Source organism: Nereida ignava (assembly GCF_047114695.1).
In the GTDB taxonomy this organism is placed as follows: domain Bacteria; phylum Pseudomonadota; class Alphaproteobacteria; order Rhodobacterales; family Rhodobacteraceae; genus Nereida; species Nereida ignava.
Genome location: NZ_CP112885.1, coordinates 1 through 16,452 on the forward strand (window position 1 = coordinate 1; position 16,452 = coordinate 16,452).

At 47.4% G+C, this 16,452-nt stretch carries 10 protein-coding genes; 5 read left to right on the plus strand and 5 right to left on the minus strand.

Annotated elements, in window-relative coordinates:
- The coding region (locus OLX08_RS00005; protein WP_412535656.1) for a hypothetical protein at positions 1 to 417 on the plus strand (417 nt) is incomplete at its 5' end.
- A 27-nt stretch (positions 418 to 444) separates the two neighbouring features.
- Here OLX08_RS00005 and OLX08_RS00010 read toward each other — a convergent pair.
- The 4 genes from OLX08_RS00010 to OLX08_RS00025 form a co-directional block, all read right to left on the minus strand.
- A complete protein-coding gene (locus tag OLX08_RS00010) occupies positions 445 to 825 on the minus strand; it encodes a hypothetical protein (protein WP_048599123.1) in 381 nt (126 codons plus the stop codon).
- Between the two features lie 303 nt (positions 826 to 1,128).
- A complete protein-coding gene (locus tag OLX08_RS00015; protein WP_391481660.1) occupies positions 1,129 to 2,436 on the minus strand; it encodes an HlyD family type I secretion periplasmic adaptor subunit in 1,308 nt (435 codons plus the stop codon).
- A 6-nt stretch (positions 2,437 to 2,442) separates the two neighbouring features.
- Positions 2,443 to 4,686 (minus strand): type I secretion system permease/ATPase, encoded by a 2,244-nt coding sequence (locus tag OLX08_RS00020; protein ID WP_391481661.1) that lies wholly within the window; start codon positions 4,684 to 4,686, stop codon positions 2,443 to 2,445.
- Positions 4,683 to 6,065: a TolC family protein gene (locus OLX08_RS00025; RefSeq protein ID WP_391481663.1), complete on the minus strand. Its 1,383-nt coding sequence runs from the start codon at positions 6,063 to 6,065 to the stop codon at positions 4,683 to 4,685. Before OLX08_RS00025 ends, OLX08_RS00020 begins: the two co-directional genes overlap by 4 nt.
- Before the next feature lie 277 nt (positions 6,066 to 6,342).
- Between OLX08_RS00025 and OLX08_RS00030 the strand changes: the two genes are divergently transcribed.
- From OLX08_RS00030 to OLX08_RS00045, 4 genes are all read left to right on the plus strand, one after another.
- Positions 6,343 to 9,567, plus strand: a complete 3,225-nt coding sequence (locus OLX08_RS00030) for a beta strand repeat-containing protein (RefSeq protein WP_391481664.1) — start codon at positions 6,343 to 6,345, stop codon at positions 9,565 to 9,567.
- Positions 9,568 to 9,631: 64 nt separating this feature from the next.
- Entirely contained in the window at positions 9,632 to 10,792 is a 1,161-nt protein-coding gene (locus tag OLX08_RS00035) for a glycosyltransferase (RefSeq protein WP_391481666.1), read from the plus strand.
- 89 nt (positions 10,793 to 10,881) lie between these two features.
- Positions 10,882 to 13,743, plus strand: coding sequence for an FkbM family methyltransferase (locus OLX08_RS00040; protein WP_391481668.1), 2,862 nt, complete (start codon positions 10,882 to 10,884; stop codon positions 13,741 to 13,743).
- 489 nt (positions 13,744 to 14,232) lie between these two features.
- Entirely contained in the window at positions 14,233 to 15,537 is a 1,305-nt protein-coding gene (locus OLX08_RS00045) for a UDP-glucose dehydrogenase family protein (protein ID WP_391481669.1), read from the plus strand.
- Positions 15,538 to 15,562: 25 nt separating this feature from the next.
- On the opposite strand, the gene OLX08_RS00050 is transcribed toward OLX08_RS00045, so the two are convergent.
- On the minus strand, positions 15,563 to 16,384 hold the full coding sequence (locus tag OLX08_RS00050) for a UTP--glucose-1-phosphate uridylyltransferase (protein ID WP_391481671.1): 822 nt from the start codon (positions 16,382 to 16,384) through the stop codon (positions 15,563 to 15,565).
- Positions 16,385 to 16,452: the final 68 nt, after the last annotated feature.

Consider the following 16,452-nt stretch of genomic DNA (forward strand, 5'->3'; position numbering starts at 1 on the left):
ATTCTGGCGATCTACACTCTTGGCTGGCGGGGCTTTTTGTATCTGCTTCCCGTTGCTGTGGGGCACTTCATGACGCTCAGTGATTGGAACAGTAACTTTGACGAATTAATCACGATGGCTGTGCTATCGCTTTTGGCGCCGTTTGTTTCATTCAATATATTGCGTTGGTCACGGGTGATCGCGCCACAGCCTCCGACATTGCGTCTTAATTGGCGCGAGCTTTTGTGTGTGGGGCTGCTGTCAGGCTTCTTGAACTCGATCCTGCTGACCATCGGTTTTGACCAAGGTCTGGAAGAGGTCGCGTTCATCACGATCGGGGATGTATTGGGCTTCTTGGTTGTGTTGCTTGCGGCGATGTTGGCGATGCGCTGGATGCGCTTTGCGCGCCATCAATCAAAGCGCGGTTGGTTGGCATAGTAACGTGGGCTTAGCAGGGGAGTGCCCTTAAGCGCTCATCGCCATGAGTTCTGAACGCAACTGCTCTGAACGCTGCAGCGTGTGTTCCGTACGGGCAGCCAGATATGTCATCAATTCTTCACGCAACTGAGGTGACAGAGCGAGGGTCTTGCGGCTTTTCTTTTCACCGGGGACGACAACAAAACTTCCGTTTTCAATGCGCGACTTGATGAACGTGTAAATGGTCATCGAGTTTTCAGTCCGCGTTTTCAAACTGTCGATGTAGTTCCAAATCCCATACTCGGTGTTGCCGTTCAGCTTAGCCACCAGCAAAAGAAGTTCCCATTTGACAATACTTTTTGAGAAGTCAGCCAGCGCTGATTTTGGCGGTAAGCTCTCCAGAACTTCCAATTCCAATTCCACTAGCATCTTAGAACTCCTGTCTTGAAACTTAATTCGCGATCTTGTTCGTCCTATTGGTTTATTTTTATAGCAAAAGCGGATTCGCTGTTTCTATAAAAATGGCCAATAAAGTATTATTTAGATACTTTAGTGTGTTAAATTCATGTGAAAAGATTGAATCGATACCCTGATACCAAAGAGAGGCTGGGTATCATATGATACTGATAGGCGTCCTGTAGTCCCTTGGTGACACTAATAACGGGCGAATAAGAAAAAGCCCGCCAAACCAAAGGCTTGACGGGCTTTAAGCTGTTGAGTGTGGCGCTGACACTAGTCGCGCAGGGCCAGCTCCTGAATACGCGCAACCGGCGACCAGAAGTACTCAAGGATAGTTCGCTTGCCAGAAACCACATCTACCGTAGCAGTCATGCCTGGCAGCAGCGAAACGGCAGTCCCATCGTTAAGTACCATATCGCCAGACATTGCGACGTCCACAATGTAGAACGACTGTGTCTCGCCCTCGCGGACAGGGGTCGCATCTGGGCTGATGTTGGTGACGAAACCATCCAGCGTGCCGTAGCGAGCGGAGTCGTAGGCTGACAGACGGATGCGCGCCAAATCATCAACCTTAATATTAGAGATGTCCTTGGGCGCGATGCGCGTCTCAATTTTTAGCGCATCGTTCGTTGGCACCAGTTCAAGCACCGCGTCACCCGCCTTTACGAAAGCGCCGACTGTGCGAAAATTCAGACGGTTTACGATGCCATCTACAGGGGCGGCAATCACAGTACGCTCAATCCGGTCTGATAGGGCAGGGAGGGCCTTCTCAAGTTCTGCGCGTTCCGCCACTGTCTGCGCAAGCTCTTCCATGGCTTGGCGCAGGTATGTGTCTTTGCGGTTGGCAATCTCGCTTGTAATCTCTTGGATCGAGGATTGTGCGGCAAGGACAGAGGCCTCAGCATCACTGAGCGAGCCAATCGCTTGTTCGCGTTCACGCTTAAGCGCGAGCAGGCGAGTTTCTGGGGCAATATTTTCGCGGACCAGCGGCTCGACCACAGCGATCTCATCTTTAATGAGCGCCAACAGGTTAGTGGCAGTTCCAACAGATTGGCGAGACGAGTTAAGCGTGGTCTCTTTTTGCGCACGGCGTTCTTCCAAGATCGTGATCGCGCCCTGAAGTTCGCGTTTGCGCGCTTCAAAAAGGCTCAGCTCATTGGCGCCAATCTGAACAGATGACCCGACTATATCCGTAGAAGGGGTGAAATCTGTGCCTGCGATTTCAGCTTCAAGGCGGGCGACCTTGATCTTGAGGGTATCAAGACGCTGGAACATCCGATCGTATTCGGCTTGCGCTTCAATCGGGTCGATCTCAAACAAGATCTGACCTGCTGTAACGCGGTCGTTTTCAAGCACGTTACGGCGCAACACGACGCCAGATTCTGCAGATTGCACCAATTGGTTTTGCATCTGCGAAACAATTTTGCCTTCACCGCGAGTGACGTTGTCAATTTCAGTCACTGCGGCCCAAGTCAGGGCGATCCCGAGAAAACCTGCAATGGAGAAGAGAACCACTGAGTTGCTGGCGCTGTTGCGGCCGGACATCTCGCGGGAGAGTTTTTTGAAATCAGTACTGCTCATGTCGGATCACTTCTGTGCGGCTTTAAGTTGGGAGGGGGGGCTATCGAGCATGATCGCACCACGATCAATCACCAGAACGCGGTCCACCATTTTCAGCATTGAGTTGCGGTGGGTAACAGCAAGCATCGTTTTGCCGTCCATTGCAGCGCTGAGGCGTTCAATCGTTGCTGCCTCTGATGCGGTATCCATAGAGCTGGTCGGCTCATCAAGGATCAAAATGTTGGGATCATGCAAAATGGCGCGGGCCAGATTGATAGTCTGCTTTTGACCACCAGACAGACCCACACCGTGCTCACGGATCATCAGGTCATAGCCGGACGGGTGGCTGCCGATAAAATCATCAACACCTGAAATTTTTGCCACCTTAAGGATATGCTCGTCGTCGTATTCAAAGTAGCCCATTTGCAGGTTTTCACGCACCGTACCGGAGAAAAGCCACGTTTCTTGAAGCATGACACCGACGTTGCGCAAAAGGTCTGTTTTGTCGATTTGTCGAATATCAACGCCGTCGATCAAAACCGCACCTTCGCTTGGAGTGAGAAGTCCTGCAGCAAGGCCTGAGAACGTGGATTTGCCCGAGCCCATTTTGCCAACAAGTGCAACTTTCTGACCCGCCGGAATTTTCACCGACAGGTTGCGGATGATTGGCTCATTGGCGCCCGGGAAGCTGTAGCTTACGTTGCGAAACTCGATTTCTCCGCGCAGAACCGGACGGCTGAGGCGTTGTTGAATCTCATCCTCGGGAGAGGTTTCGGTCATCAACGAGCCGAGTGAGCGGTAGGCTTGGCGTGCAGAGTTTGCACGCGCAAGTGCTGCAGCCAGTTGCGACAGCGGTGCAAGCGTACGGCCTGCCAAGATAACTGACGCAATCAAGCCACCCATCGTTGTGCTGCCCTCACGGATCAGGAACACGCCGTAGAAGATAAGCGCGATCTGGGCAAACTGCTGAACGGACGCGGCGGAGTTGATCGCAAATTGCGAGAACATCCGGCTTTTTAGTCCCAATTCTGACTGGTTTGCCGAGGCTTCTTCAAAGCGCTGACGCATAAAACGGCCTGCGCCTGTTGCGCGGATCGTGTTCAAGCCGCTCAGGGTTTCAACAAGAACAGATTGCTTGGACATACCTGTTTCCATGGCACCGGAGGCAAGCTTTGCCAAAGCAGGCTGCACGGCAAGGCCAAGGATGATCACGATAGGAACTGCCAGCAAAGGCACAATCGCCAAGTTGCCACCGATCAAATAGATCACGAAAATAAAGAAAAAGATAAACGGCAAATCAACGATAGCGATCAGGGTGGCAGAGGTGAAGAAGTCGCGCAGCGTATCGAATTCGCGCACAACGCTTGCTACAGCACCTGATTTCCGGCCCTTTGCATCAAGGCGTAGATGCAAAATCTTGTCAAAGATCATCCGCGCCATAGTGACATCAGCGCGCTTGCCAGCGCGGTCAATGAAGTTGGCGCGCAATGACTTGATCACGAAGTCGAACGTCAGCGCGATCATCACACCTAAAGTCAGCGCAAATAGGGACTCAATCGCCTCGTTCGGGACAACGCGGTCGTAAACGACCATGATAAACAGTGAGGTCGACAGTCCAAGAAAGTTTGAAAACGCTGCGGCCAGAATAACCTGACCGTAGATCCACTTGCTTTTGGAAAAGGCGCTCCAAAACCAGTGACCGCCTTGGCCATTTTGTTTTGACTGCGCAGACTGCCGATACAGAAGTGTAAAGCCTGCGTATACCTCGGCGAACTCGTCGGCGCTGATGTCACGTGAGGTGAAATTGTCCTCAATAGACTGAACTGTGAGCGTGCCGTCCGGGTTTTTCTGCGTCACCAGAAACGGATTGCCATCTTCTTGGAAGGCAATCATCGGCAGGTGGCTTTCTTTAATAGCTGAAGCCTTCAACTCGCCAAAACTGGCGTCAAAACCCAGCTCATTAAAGATATAGACAACATCTTTGGGTCCAAACGGTGTTTCGCTCATTGGCGCCATATCCCGCAGCGCCGCAGTACTAAATGTGAGTGAAACGGTTTTGAGTGCGATTTTCAGCGTCTCAACAAGTGTTGCAGCGGCCTCATCAGTGGCGGCACTGTCACCGTCTACTTCGTATTCTTGGGTTTCAACGTCGATGCGCGCAAGTTCGACAGAGCCAGACTGCTCATCTGGTTGCGTGTCTGTTGCCTGCTCGGCGCCCTCAACGGAAGATGCGTCATCTTGCGAAGCGGCCTTTGGTGTAAGTTCGTTCATTTGTCTAACGCTTTAGTAATGTTTGATTGGGGGGCAGGGATGCCGAAGCTGGATAGAAGACGCCCCGACTGGGCAGCAATGCTAACATCAAGCTTCATGATCTCTGCGTCGATCTCAATGGCGCGGTCGGCAGTGCGCAGCGCCTGAATTTCCGCGTCAATGACGCGCTTCAGATCGGCTTGACCGGTTGCCAGTTGCTTTTTGAGCGTATCGCGTGAGGCGAGCACCTCTGCGTTTTTGGCGCGTATAGAAGACTGGCTACTTAACAGTGAGGCGCGGGTCTTCATCATTTGAGACAGCATCGCAACGGTTTCGCGCTTCTGCGTATCAAACTGCTGTTTCTCACGGGTCAGGTTGGCTTTGCGCGCGGCTAGCTCCGCATCACGTCGCCCGCCGTCGCCCAATGTCCAGCTCAGCTGAAGCCCGAGGGCTACGTCAGTACTGCTTGTTTCGGACATTGGGCTATCCACGCCAGCGCGTAAACCAACGCTTGGCTTCTTTTGTGCCGCTGCAATCTGAACGTCTTGTTCCGCGACCACAATTGATGCGGCTGTGCCACGCAATGCAGGATTACCCTGCCACGCTGTTGCAGCGTTTTTGCCGGTGGGCAGCGAGATAATTTGAGAAGGGCGCGCAACGGCACCTCCATCGTGTTTGAGATATTTCGACAAGCGGCTTTGCGCATCACTTACGCGCTCGCTCAGCCGCAGTTCTTCAATGTCGAGATCGTGTATCTGGATCTTGGCGCTGGCGACTGATGATTTGTCTACCATGCCGCTGGCAACGAGGCGGTCCATCTGTTGCACAATGTCGCGCCCTTCCTGTGACCGTTCGGCCAACAGAGCGCTGCGTTGTTGATACTGCCACAGATCAATCCAGGCAGAGGCCATGTCGGCCACGATGCCCGTGATGGCTTCCTCGGCTTGGGCCTCAGCTGTGATGACACGGGCGAAAGCCGCGTTGATCCCAGAGACTGATGCTCCGCCGTCGTAAATGAGCTTATTGACGGCCAGGCTTGCGCTGACGCCGGTGGTGTTTTCGGTGCCGGTTGTGTCTTTCTCGGAGACACCGCCCAATTGCGATTGCAAAGATACTTGCGGGGCGAGGGCGCTGTTGGCGACAGTCACGCCTTGGGCGGCACCTTCGATGGCCGCTTGCGATCCGGCATAGGCGCTGCTTGAGAGAGCTGCTGCTTTAATGGATGGTTGGTAATCTGTAAGTTTCACCGTGATAGCAGAATTAACCACATCCGCCGGCCCACTACTTATTATGTCACCGACTGCGTCCGAAACATATGCGCCGTTTGTAGGGGCTTGCGCACATCCCGCTACAAGGCCTAAAGCCACCAGACATGATGTGATTTTGGGGCGGAATAGCATGTGGAATTCTCCGGTGCTTGGTTACTGCATTTAAACCCCAAATAGTTAAAGCACCGCTGACAAGCCACAGAAATGTATACAGCAATTTATTATGTAAATAACCTACATAAATTGACTATTATTATTTAATAACAGTAATTTAATTGGGAATTAATGTAATTGAAAGGCTGTTTGGAATTGTGTTTTTTGGGACCTGATCGACACTTCCTGGCGACGAATCTCGCTGGGATATCAATCTAAACCGAGCAAATGCTCACGCCTTATGAGGGAAAAACACATGCAGGCTCTAGATATTAACAGCACGATGAAAAACGCCGAGAAAGTTGGCGGTTCTAGTGCAACCAGCAAGCTGGCGAAGGCTTGGGAATCCAAAAACGCCAAGAACGCTGCAAAAGCGTCTGGTCTCACATTGATGGCATTGTCGCTGTCAGCTTGTGGTGGATCCGATTCAACTCCTGCAGAAGTAGAAGCAGGAGATTCGAGTGGTTCTACTGTCACTCCCATCACTTTGAAAGTCCAAACCTCGCCGGACTCGGTTACTTTGACGTCTGGCGACGACGTAGTAGACGGTAAAGTCGCCAACAGTTTTGGTGATAAGGCGGATGTCATTGTTGATGCGTCGACCACTGACTCTGATGTAGCGAACATTTTTGTAACTGCTGCTCCTACGACTGGTTCGCTCTTGCAGAATATCGAAACCGTAAATTTGACTTTGGGTGGTGATGTTACGGCAACTGGTATGATTCTGGGCGCCAATGAAATCAATGTGAGTTCGACTGCTGCTGCGCACACACTGACTATGGCAGATGTTGCGTCGGGCACATCGATTAACATCGTGGATACGTCAGTTTATGGTGCCACTTCCGCTGCTGCCAACTTGACAGTTGATGCGGCGACTGCTGCTGCAGAGCTGAATGTAGGCGTCTCTGCTGGTGGCTCTACCACCTTGGATTATGACGGCAGCGGCCAGGTTGAGTTTGCCACGTTAAATATCAATTCAACTGGCGGTGTGGCTAATACGGTTGTTCTTGCAGACATCTCGCGGGAGCAGGCTGGCGATAAAATCGTTGTCACTGGTGATACAGATATCACGATCACAGGCCGTTGGGCTGATTTTGGATCTGATACATCATCAAGTGTTGAAGCTACTATCGATGCTTCCGAAGCTACTGGTGTTGTTGCTTATTCAAGTAAAGGTGACCTCACAGCATCACATATCCTCGATGCGTCCAAAATGACCGGTGTTGACAAGTTCATTCTAACTCACTCAGGCACTAAGGGTCACTCAATCGATGGTACCGTCAAAATTGACGACATGACCTCCGGGCAGATTGTTGAAATGAATGGTTATTCATCTGGGGCGGCTGCTGATGACCTCGTTCTTGAGCTGGCAGATGCTACATCTGCATCTGACGCGATCACCTTTGTGATGAACGACAAATTGGGTACTGAAAGCCAAGAAATTGACGATTTGACAGTTACTGGCGTCAACAATGTGACCATTGAATCTACTGGCATATCCGCTACAACGGCTGGGGCAGCATTAACTAACAGCATTGCAGACATTATCACTACTACCTCGGGTTCAACGTTGAACTTAACTGGTGACAAAAAGCTTGTTGTCGACGGTACTGTCGATGAGCTGTTCACCACAATAAATGCTGCAGCTAATACTGGTGGCGTTGATCTGACGATGGCGGATGTCGCTGCAAACACAGCATTCACCGGTGGTACAGGTAATGATCGCATCGACGTGCATACGAAGCTTACTTACGAAGACAATCTTGTTGGCGGCGCTGGTGAAGATACTCTCGTAATTGAAGCTGGTACTGCTGCATCGACAGCTGTGTTATCGAACACAGGCACCACTGGGAACACTGCAGGCTTTTCGGGTTTTGAGATCCTTGAGATCAACAATGCACTGGACTTAGCTACCAGTGGTGGTGATGTCACTGTCGACCTAACCAAAGAAGCCGGAATGAACGAGCTGAAGTTGGCAGCCGCTGTTACAGTTGACTCCAATGATACCTTTACAGTGAAGGCGGCAAGTGGTTTCACCCTGGAGCTAGATGGCAGCGGTGATATTGCGGGTGCGACAGGTGAAACTAACTTCATCGTTAGTGTTACTGACGCGACTACGGCTGGAACTGATGACGTTGTAAACCTTGTTTTGGATCAAGGTACGAGCAGCTCAGATCTCACAGGCCTAAGTATTGATGGTGTTGAGACGCTAAACATCGTTGAAAACGACAACCATGCGTCTAATACTTCTACCATTGAAGATATCCACGGTTCTGTACTGCAAACTATCAACATTTCGGGCGCGAAAAACAGCTCAAACGTTGTTGCCAAAAAAGTAGTTTTGTCTGACTTGAACACTTCGAACCTAAGCACTCTGAATGCTGCTGAGCATACAGGTGCGTTAGATATCGATGGTCTCGACAATAACTTCTCTGCTCTTGGTGCAACGATCACTGGTGCTGCTGGTGTTAACAGTATCCGTGGTGGTACTGGTTCAGATAGTATCACTGGTGGTGCATCGGCTGATACAATTTTTGGTGCGGATGGCCTGGATACTATTGTTGGTGCCGCAGGTGGTGACGTTCTCATCGGTGACGGTGGCGGCTCCACTAAGGAAGCAATGACGACTGTGATTGGGTCAGGTGGTTTCACTGCTTCCAGCGATACTATTGCTGTAACTATGTTCGGTGCAACTGTCACAGTTGCGTCTGCCGGCACCACCGCCACTGATACTGGCGCCGAAATGGATGACATTCTTGCTGCCGCAATCAATGACCACGCCATTTTGGGTAACTTGGTCACTGCTACTGCCACATCGTCTGGTGATGACGGTGGTATCACCGTTACTGCCGAAGTTGATGGCAACTTTACTGATTTTGACTATGTTTCCGGTGGCGGAGCTGGTGCAGTTTCAGGTGAAGCTGCGACAAATGGTAGTGCGTCGTCTGACGGTGTTGATACTATTACTGCAGGCACAGGTGCTGACTTTATTGCTGGTGGTAAAGGCGCTGATGTCATTAACCTCGCGGTTGATCAGCAAGCTGATACTGTAGTGATCCTAGCTGGCGGTTTAGGCGATGTGATTACCGGTTTTGAAAGTGGTGCAAACGGTACTGATGTAATCGTTTTTGCTAATGATCTGACTAAAAACGGCACTGCATCAGCCACTCTTAAGTCCATTACTAATGAGGGCACAGTAGCTGCGAACGACAGTTATATTGAGATCACAACTGCAACTGTAGCAGGTGGCGCAGATACTGCCGCCGAGATCGCAACTTTCCTCGATGGCCTCACAATCACGAACGTCGATGATTCAGCAAACGATATCGTTATGTTTGCTGTCAATGATGGAACTGATACTTATATCTGGCAATGGACTGAAGACAGTACAAACGGCGTGCAGGCAGATGACTTGGCCTTGGGTGCTGTTTTGAAAGGCGTAACAGATCTTGAAAACGGAGATATTGGCTTTATTGCGTAAATATCTTTGACCAAATTAAAGGGCACTCATACTCTGAGTGCCCTTTTCTGTATGGAAAATAGTAATGAAAATTCTTTGGGCAAACCTACATTGCCTGAGCGATACAACAAACGGTGCGTGTCGTTCAATCTCGACAATACTAAATAAATTAGCTCAAAAAGATAATGAGATCATTGCAGTTACAGCTGCTAATTTTGATGTGCTTACAACCTGCCCAGTAACTCAATACTTTGCAAAAAAAACAGATAAACAGCTTGTAAGGTACGAGCATTCGAATTTTACAGAAATTGTAATGAAGTCTGGCTCTGCAAGATCAGATGATATGACGAACAAAGAGTTATGGGGCTGGTTAACACAGGTACAGAGAGTTTTTAACGAGTGGCAACCGGATATTGTTATGTCTTTTGGAGCTCGGGTCGCCGAACAATGGCTATATAGGGAAGCAAAGTTACTTAACATTCCCACGGTTGCTTATTTGGTCAACGAAAACTATAAAAACCCTAATTGCTTCAATTATGTTAGCAAGATTATCACTGACAGCCAGTTTACAGCTAACTTGTACCGCACACGCCACGATCTCACAGTTCACCCATTTGGAAAGTTTATTGATTATGAAATGCGCAGAGAGCCTTCATCAGGTCATTCGCTCACATTCATAAATCCAATACTTACAAAAGGTGCACTATTGTTTTCTCAGATTGTTCAAGTCCTTAGAGAAAGAGGATTTACAGGGAATATTAACTGTGTTTCTGGCAGAGCGTCGTTAGTTAACTTGAAAAATTATATGATTGAGAAAGGTTACTCTGTTGACCACCTCAATACAGTTACTCAAGTAGATCATACTGACGATGTGCGTTCAATTTATAGGGATACAAAACTACTAATTGTTCCAAGTCTGTGGAAAGAGAGTGGTGCCCGAGTAATTGCCGAGGCTCAATGTATGGGTATCCCAGTTTTGGGTACAGATATAGGGGGTAATAAAGAAATGATCGGCGACGGTGGAGCGGTATTCCAGATGCCCACAAAATTTCATGAGGAGCCTTACGACTTGGTGCCTAATAAAAATGATATTGAGCCATTCGTTGACTACATTGAAAATCTCTTTACTGATAGTTCGCTATTCAACGACATCGCAAATAAAGCAATACTTCATGCCGAAAGAACTCACTGTATCGAACGTAACACGGAACGTTTAAATAAGTTCCTTAACCAGGTACTTCGGTGATTTGTGTCAATTTTTCTAAAATAGTGACATAAATTTTTTCCTTATAAAGGTAGTGCATAGTGAGAAAAAAAATAAAACAGACGTTGAAGATGGCAATCTTAGCGCACCAGTCGGGGGACGTTAAACATGCTGCTCAATTATACAAAAAAGTTTTAAAAATTGACGCGCGACAGTGTCATGCGCACCATAACTTAGGCACGTTAAAGTGGGCTAGTGGTGATCGTGAGGCCGCACTAAGCCTATTTAATAAGGCTTTGTGGATTGATCAGTCGATTCCTCAGTTTTGGAATAGTGCCATTGAGGCCTTAATCGAATTACGTGATGTGGCACAAGCAAATGACTTGCTAGAGAAGGCAAAAAATTCTGGTATCGTTGGGGTTGATTTTCAGGGTTTAAGAGCACGAATTACGCTTGTAGCGAACGAAGATAAGAAAGTGTTTCGGTCTTCAGCTTCCGAAGATAAATTTAATGACTTTTCCCAAGAATATATAGATCAATATAATATTTTAGTGGATCTTTGTAGCCAAGGGAAATTCGAGTTAGCTATAGACATGTCAAATGCTCTAATTTCAAAGACTGGTGAAAAAGCTACTCTACTCAAGATGCAAGGAATTGCTTTTAATGGTTTAGGCGACTATCGACAGGCGATAGATGTACTTAGAAAAGCGACGCTAATCAATCCAGTTGATTGTCAAGCCTACTATTATTTAGGACACTCATTCCTGAAAATACAAAGCTTTGAGGAATCCCTAGAGGCGTATAACAAGGCGATCCAACTCAATCCAAATATTGATTATTATCTGGCGCAGGCGGTTACTCTATCCAAATGCCGAACTTTGCCGGACGTAGTACAGGCCTATGATACAGCTGCAGAACTTTTTAGTTCACTATTGAATAGTACAACCCCATACCAAACCGCTGAGATTTTAAGCGCCAGGCAGAATATTGTTATTAGAACTCCTAATGATCAATGTGTGAAGCGGATACGTGCGCTGAAAGAATTTTCTACAGAAGTTCAAAGCTTAGTGGATTTTGAGCGATCTTCATTTATGCCGCAATTAATTGATGTAAATTACGAAAAAAAGTTTTATGTAACACCCTGCTATAAAAAGTTTGACTTTCTATCGGTTGAAGACCGGTCTGTTGAATTAAAGAATACTCTGCAGGAAATGGAACGGCTGAATTTACGACATAACGACTTATCTTTGTTTGACGAACTTTTTTTGGATGATAACGGAAATATTAAAATTATTGATTGGCAGTATGGTACGATTGGGAATGTAAAAGCAAATAAAGCGCGTATTTACAACGATAGATGTTTATTTCACGCGTATTCTTTTCTTCGAAAGAGTGACTGGACGGGCTTTGAGCCCTTACTCTTATTTTCGCCTGTTGCAAGTGAGGTGTCATTTAACCCTAGTAATGCGTTTGTTGTAGCGTCTTATTCGTTTGATCTCATCGGTGGAGTAGTTCACGAGGAGATGACAAAATTAATAGACGAAATAAATGGTAAGCAATTAAGCGTTTCCGGTGAATTGTTCGTTAGCCTGATATTTAGGAATGCTTCGTTTGAAATTCCGCAGAACTCGGTTGCAGTTGTTGGTTTAAGTGAGATAAAGAAAGCTATAGTCTCCCAGGCTTTATTTCAAAATGATTACATGAGCCGAATTTGGCGCTTTTGGTGGCAGCGCGAATTTGGGACTGACGAATCTGACCCTGTATTTCAGTATCGTCGAGCTGGGGTGGAACTACGCTATAATTTGATTTGTGATGCATTGCAGGCCGTTTCTAAAGACGATGTTATCGTTGATGTAGGTTCAAATGCGGGTGAGGTCTGTAAATTTGTAGTTAACTGTGGCTTCAATGTAATTGGGTTTGAACCGGATCCTGAGGTTTGGGAAATTTCGCGTTCAAAAAGCTTAGTGAATTGCTCTATCTATAATTCAGAGTTTGATGAAAAGAGATTGACTCAAAAGCCCGTAGGCGCTGCTTTGCTTTTAAGTGTATTTCATCGTATCTGGGCTATAAAAGGTCCAAAGCTAGCCTGTGAGGAACTGAAGCGGATCTCAAAGTGTTCTAATTTGATACTTTTTGAGGGAAGCAGCCATTTGCAGCGTTATGGTGCAGCGCGGCCTAGGTTTGAAAGTAACGACTTGGAGGGGTGCCATAACTGGCATATGGCACTTTTCAAAAGCGTCTTAACTGATTGGGATGTGGAATTTGTTGGTTATGTACCGCATACTTCGACAGAGCCTATGCGGTTATTCTATAAATTAAAGTACGTCGAATTAAAAAAACTTTTTATAGACTGTGGTGGCTATGATGGATGTTCAGCGATTAAGTTTTTGTCATCGAATCCAGAGTTTGATGCTGTTTCCTTTGAACCCAATCCAGAGTTATGGCGGTATTATGTAGATGTTCCGACGACGCTCATAAAAAAAGCGGCCTGGATCACAAACGGGGAGGCAGATTTTGGTCTAGATGTGAGAGATGCAGATGGGTCATCGCTAATTGAATCTAAGACGCTGGACTTTTTTGCTCAAGACAGTGCTATGTATCCGGTTAGCAAGATCAATGTACAAACAGTGGATCTTTCAGAATTCATTAGTCTTGCCAGTAGTGTATATGATCGAATTTTTTTGAAGCTTGATGTTGAAGGTGCTGAGTACGAGATCTTAAATAGACTAATTGCTACTAACACGATATCGTTAATTGACTGTATTCAAGCTGAGTTTCATTGGAATAAAATGGGAATGCCGGAAGAACAGCACAATGTGTTAGTCAACAAAGTCAAAGCGGCCACTCGTTTGGTTGAAGAGGAGTGGGATGCTCTGGGGTTTAGTGTACATTTGCGCGGCGTAGATATTCAAGAAAAACGTGCAATGGTTGTGCGCCAGAAGTTTGTAGACTTAAATAGGCGAACAAATCTCGATTTTTTCTTGGAAAGGTAAGTTACATTACCACAATTTTCCACCTGAAAATACGCTGGATTGCCTCGATCAGATGATGCTCGTTGATAATAGCAAATGAAAGATCAAAAATGGTGCGCAGGAGATGGAGGCGGTCAACTATTATCTCGAAATAGGATCAAGTTGAGGAGTTAGTGGAACAAGATATACTTAATTTGATTGTAACAACTTGAGCGACAAGTCGTTAGCAAATATATCACATTGGACCATATATTACGGCTGCGTAGGCGGTTTAGGATTTGATTTAAATACGTCGTTTTCATGGTGCGAAACGGAGCTTCAAAAGTGTGATTTATCCCCATAACTACGTTGACGGTATACGTTGAAAAATAAGTGGGGTACGAGGAGCATGGCTGATATCTTTCGCGCAGAGTAAAGACTTATGATGCCAGTCAATTCAACTTGTTAGGCTTAGACAAAGAAAGTCGTAAGGGCGCATAGGGCGTTCGATCACATATTTAAGGATAACTCATGCGCATTGCGATGATTGGAACCGGCTATGTCGGGCTTGTTTCGGGGATTTGTTTCTCGGACTTTGGGCATGACGTAGTATGTGTTGATAAAGATCCCGCCAAGATTGAGCAGCTAAATGTGGGTCATGTCCCAATATTTGAGCCTGGCCTTGAAGCGCTGATGACGAAAAATGTTGGGGCAGGTCGGCTGTCGTTCACCCTTGATCTGGCCAGTGCCATGAAGGGCGCCGATGCGGTATTTATTGCTGTCGGCACACCGACACGTCGGGGCGACGGACACGCGGATCTTACATATGTATTTGCCGCTGCAGAAGAGGTTGCGCATCTAATCGACGACTACACAGTGGTGGTGACCAAATCGACAGTCCCCGTTGGCACAAATCGTCAGGTTAAACAGATTATCCGCAAAGCAAACAAAGGCGCGTTGTTCGATGTGGCATCAAACCCCGAGTTCTTGCGTGAGGGGGCGGCAATAGATGATTTTATGCGCCCAGATCGAGTGGTGGTTGGGGTGCAAAACGAACGTGCCGCAGACGTGATGGCTGAAATCTACCGCCCCCTTTTTCTGAGGGATTTTCCAATTGTGACCACGGATTTGGAAAGTGCAGAGATGATCAAATACGCCGCCAACGCATTTCTCGCCACCAAGATCACATTCATCAATGAGATTGCTGCGCTGTGTGAAAAAGTTGGTGCGGATGTGAAGGAGGTCTCGAAAGGCATGGGCCTTGATGGGCGGATCGGCAATAAATTCCTACACGCAGGGCCGGGCTATGGCGGATCTTGTTTCCCCAAAGATACCAAAGCCTTGGCGCGTATTGGCCAAGAACATGCTGTGCCCATGCAGATCACGGAAACGGTCATCAAGGTAAACGAAGAGATCAAGCGCGGCATGATTGAGAAGCTTCTCACCCTTTGTGATGGCAGCTTTAACGGCAAAACCATCGCCGTTCTTGGGGTCACGTTCAAACCCAATACAGATGACATGCGTGATGCGCCAAGCCTTACAATTGTGCCTGCCTTGGTGGGCGCGGGGGCGAAAGTAGTCGTTACTGATCCGCAAGGTAAACATGAGGGCGAAACGCTTTTGCCGGGTGTCGTCTGGGCTGAGGACGCATATAAGGCCGTGCAGAAAGCTGATTTGTGTGTTTTGTTAACCGAGTGGAACGAATTTCGTGCGCTTGATTTGAACCGGATTGCACGGCGGATGAACACGCCGCGGTTCGCAGATTTGCGCAATGTTTATTCGGAAAAAGATTTGAAACGGGCAGGATTTGAAAGTTATGCGTTCGTGGGTCGATAAAAAAACTAGAGAGAGTGACTTGGGGCTAATAACCCATCTCAAGAGCGACATGTCGTATCGCTTCAATATAACCTGTCACTGCCCCACAGTCAAAGCGCAGCGCTTTCAGCATTGTAGATTTGACATCACCCTGCAGTGCCATCGTGTTGATTGCATCGGCTAGCTGTATTTCCCCGCCGTGCCCATGCACTTGGTTTTGGAGTATCTGGAATATTTCAGGCTTTAGAATATATCTACCCACGCTGGCCAATTGGGACGGAGCTGTTTCAATACTTGGTTTTTCTATTAAGCCGAGAACGTCATTAGATTTCTTTCCAGGCCTGATAACACCATAGTTTGATATATTGGGACCTTTGATATGTTCTATTAGTAGTTGCGTTTTTTCTGTGCGCTCGAAGGCTTTGCAGAGCCTTGCCATATCGCTTTCGTTGGAGTGTACCAGAAAATCATCTGCCAGTAGCACCGCAAATGGTTCATTGCTAACTGCTTTTTTTGCACACAAAATTGCGTGACCTAGCCCTAGTTGTTCAGCTTGCCTGACAAATATGCAATCTACATTCGCCGGTAGTATTTGTTTGATTTGGTCAGCTTTTTCGTCGAGTCGCTTTGATCTAAGATGAGCATCCAGAGCTGAATTTACATCGAAGTGATCTTCGATAGCTCTTTTGTTGCGTCCAGTTACAAAAATTAATGTTTCAATGCCTGCACTTACGGCTTCTTCCGCCGCATATTGTATCAATGGCTTGTCAATAATAGGCAATAGTTCTTTTGGCATTGCTTTTGTCGCGGGTAGGAAACGGGTGCCAAAGCCTGCAACGGGAAAAACTGCCTTTGTTATACGTGTCAACTTCGCACCCTCACATTTAATTTGGTTAGCAACGATTATCAATTTCACGGTTAGTGAGTGTCTTCCAG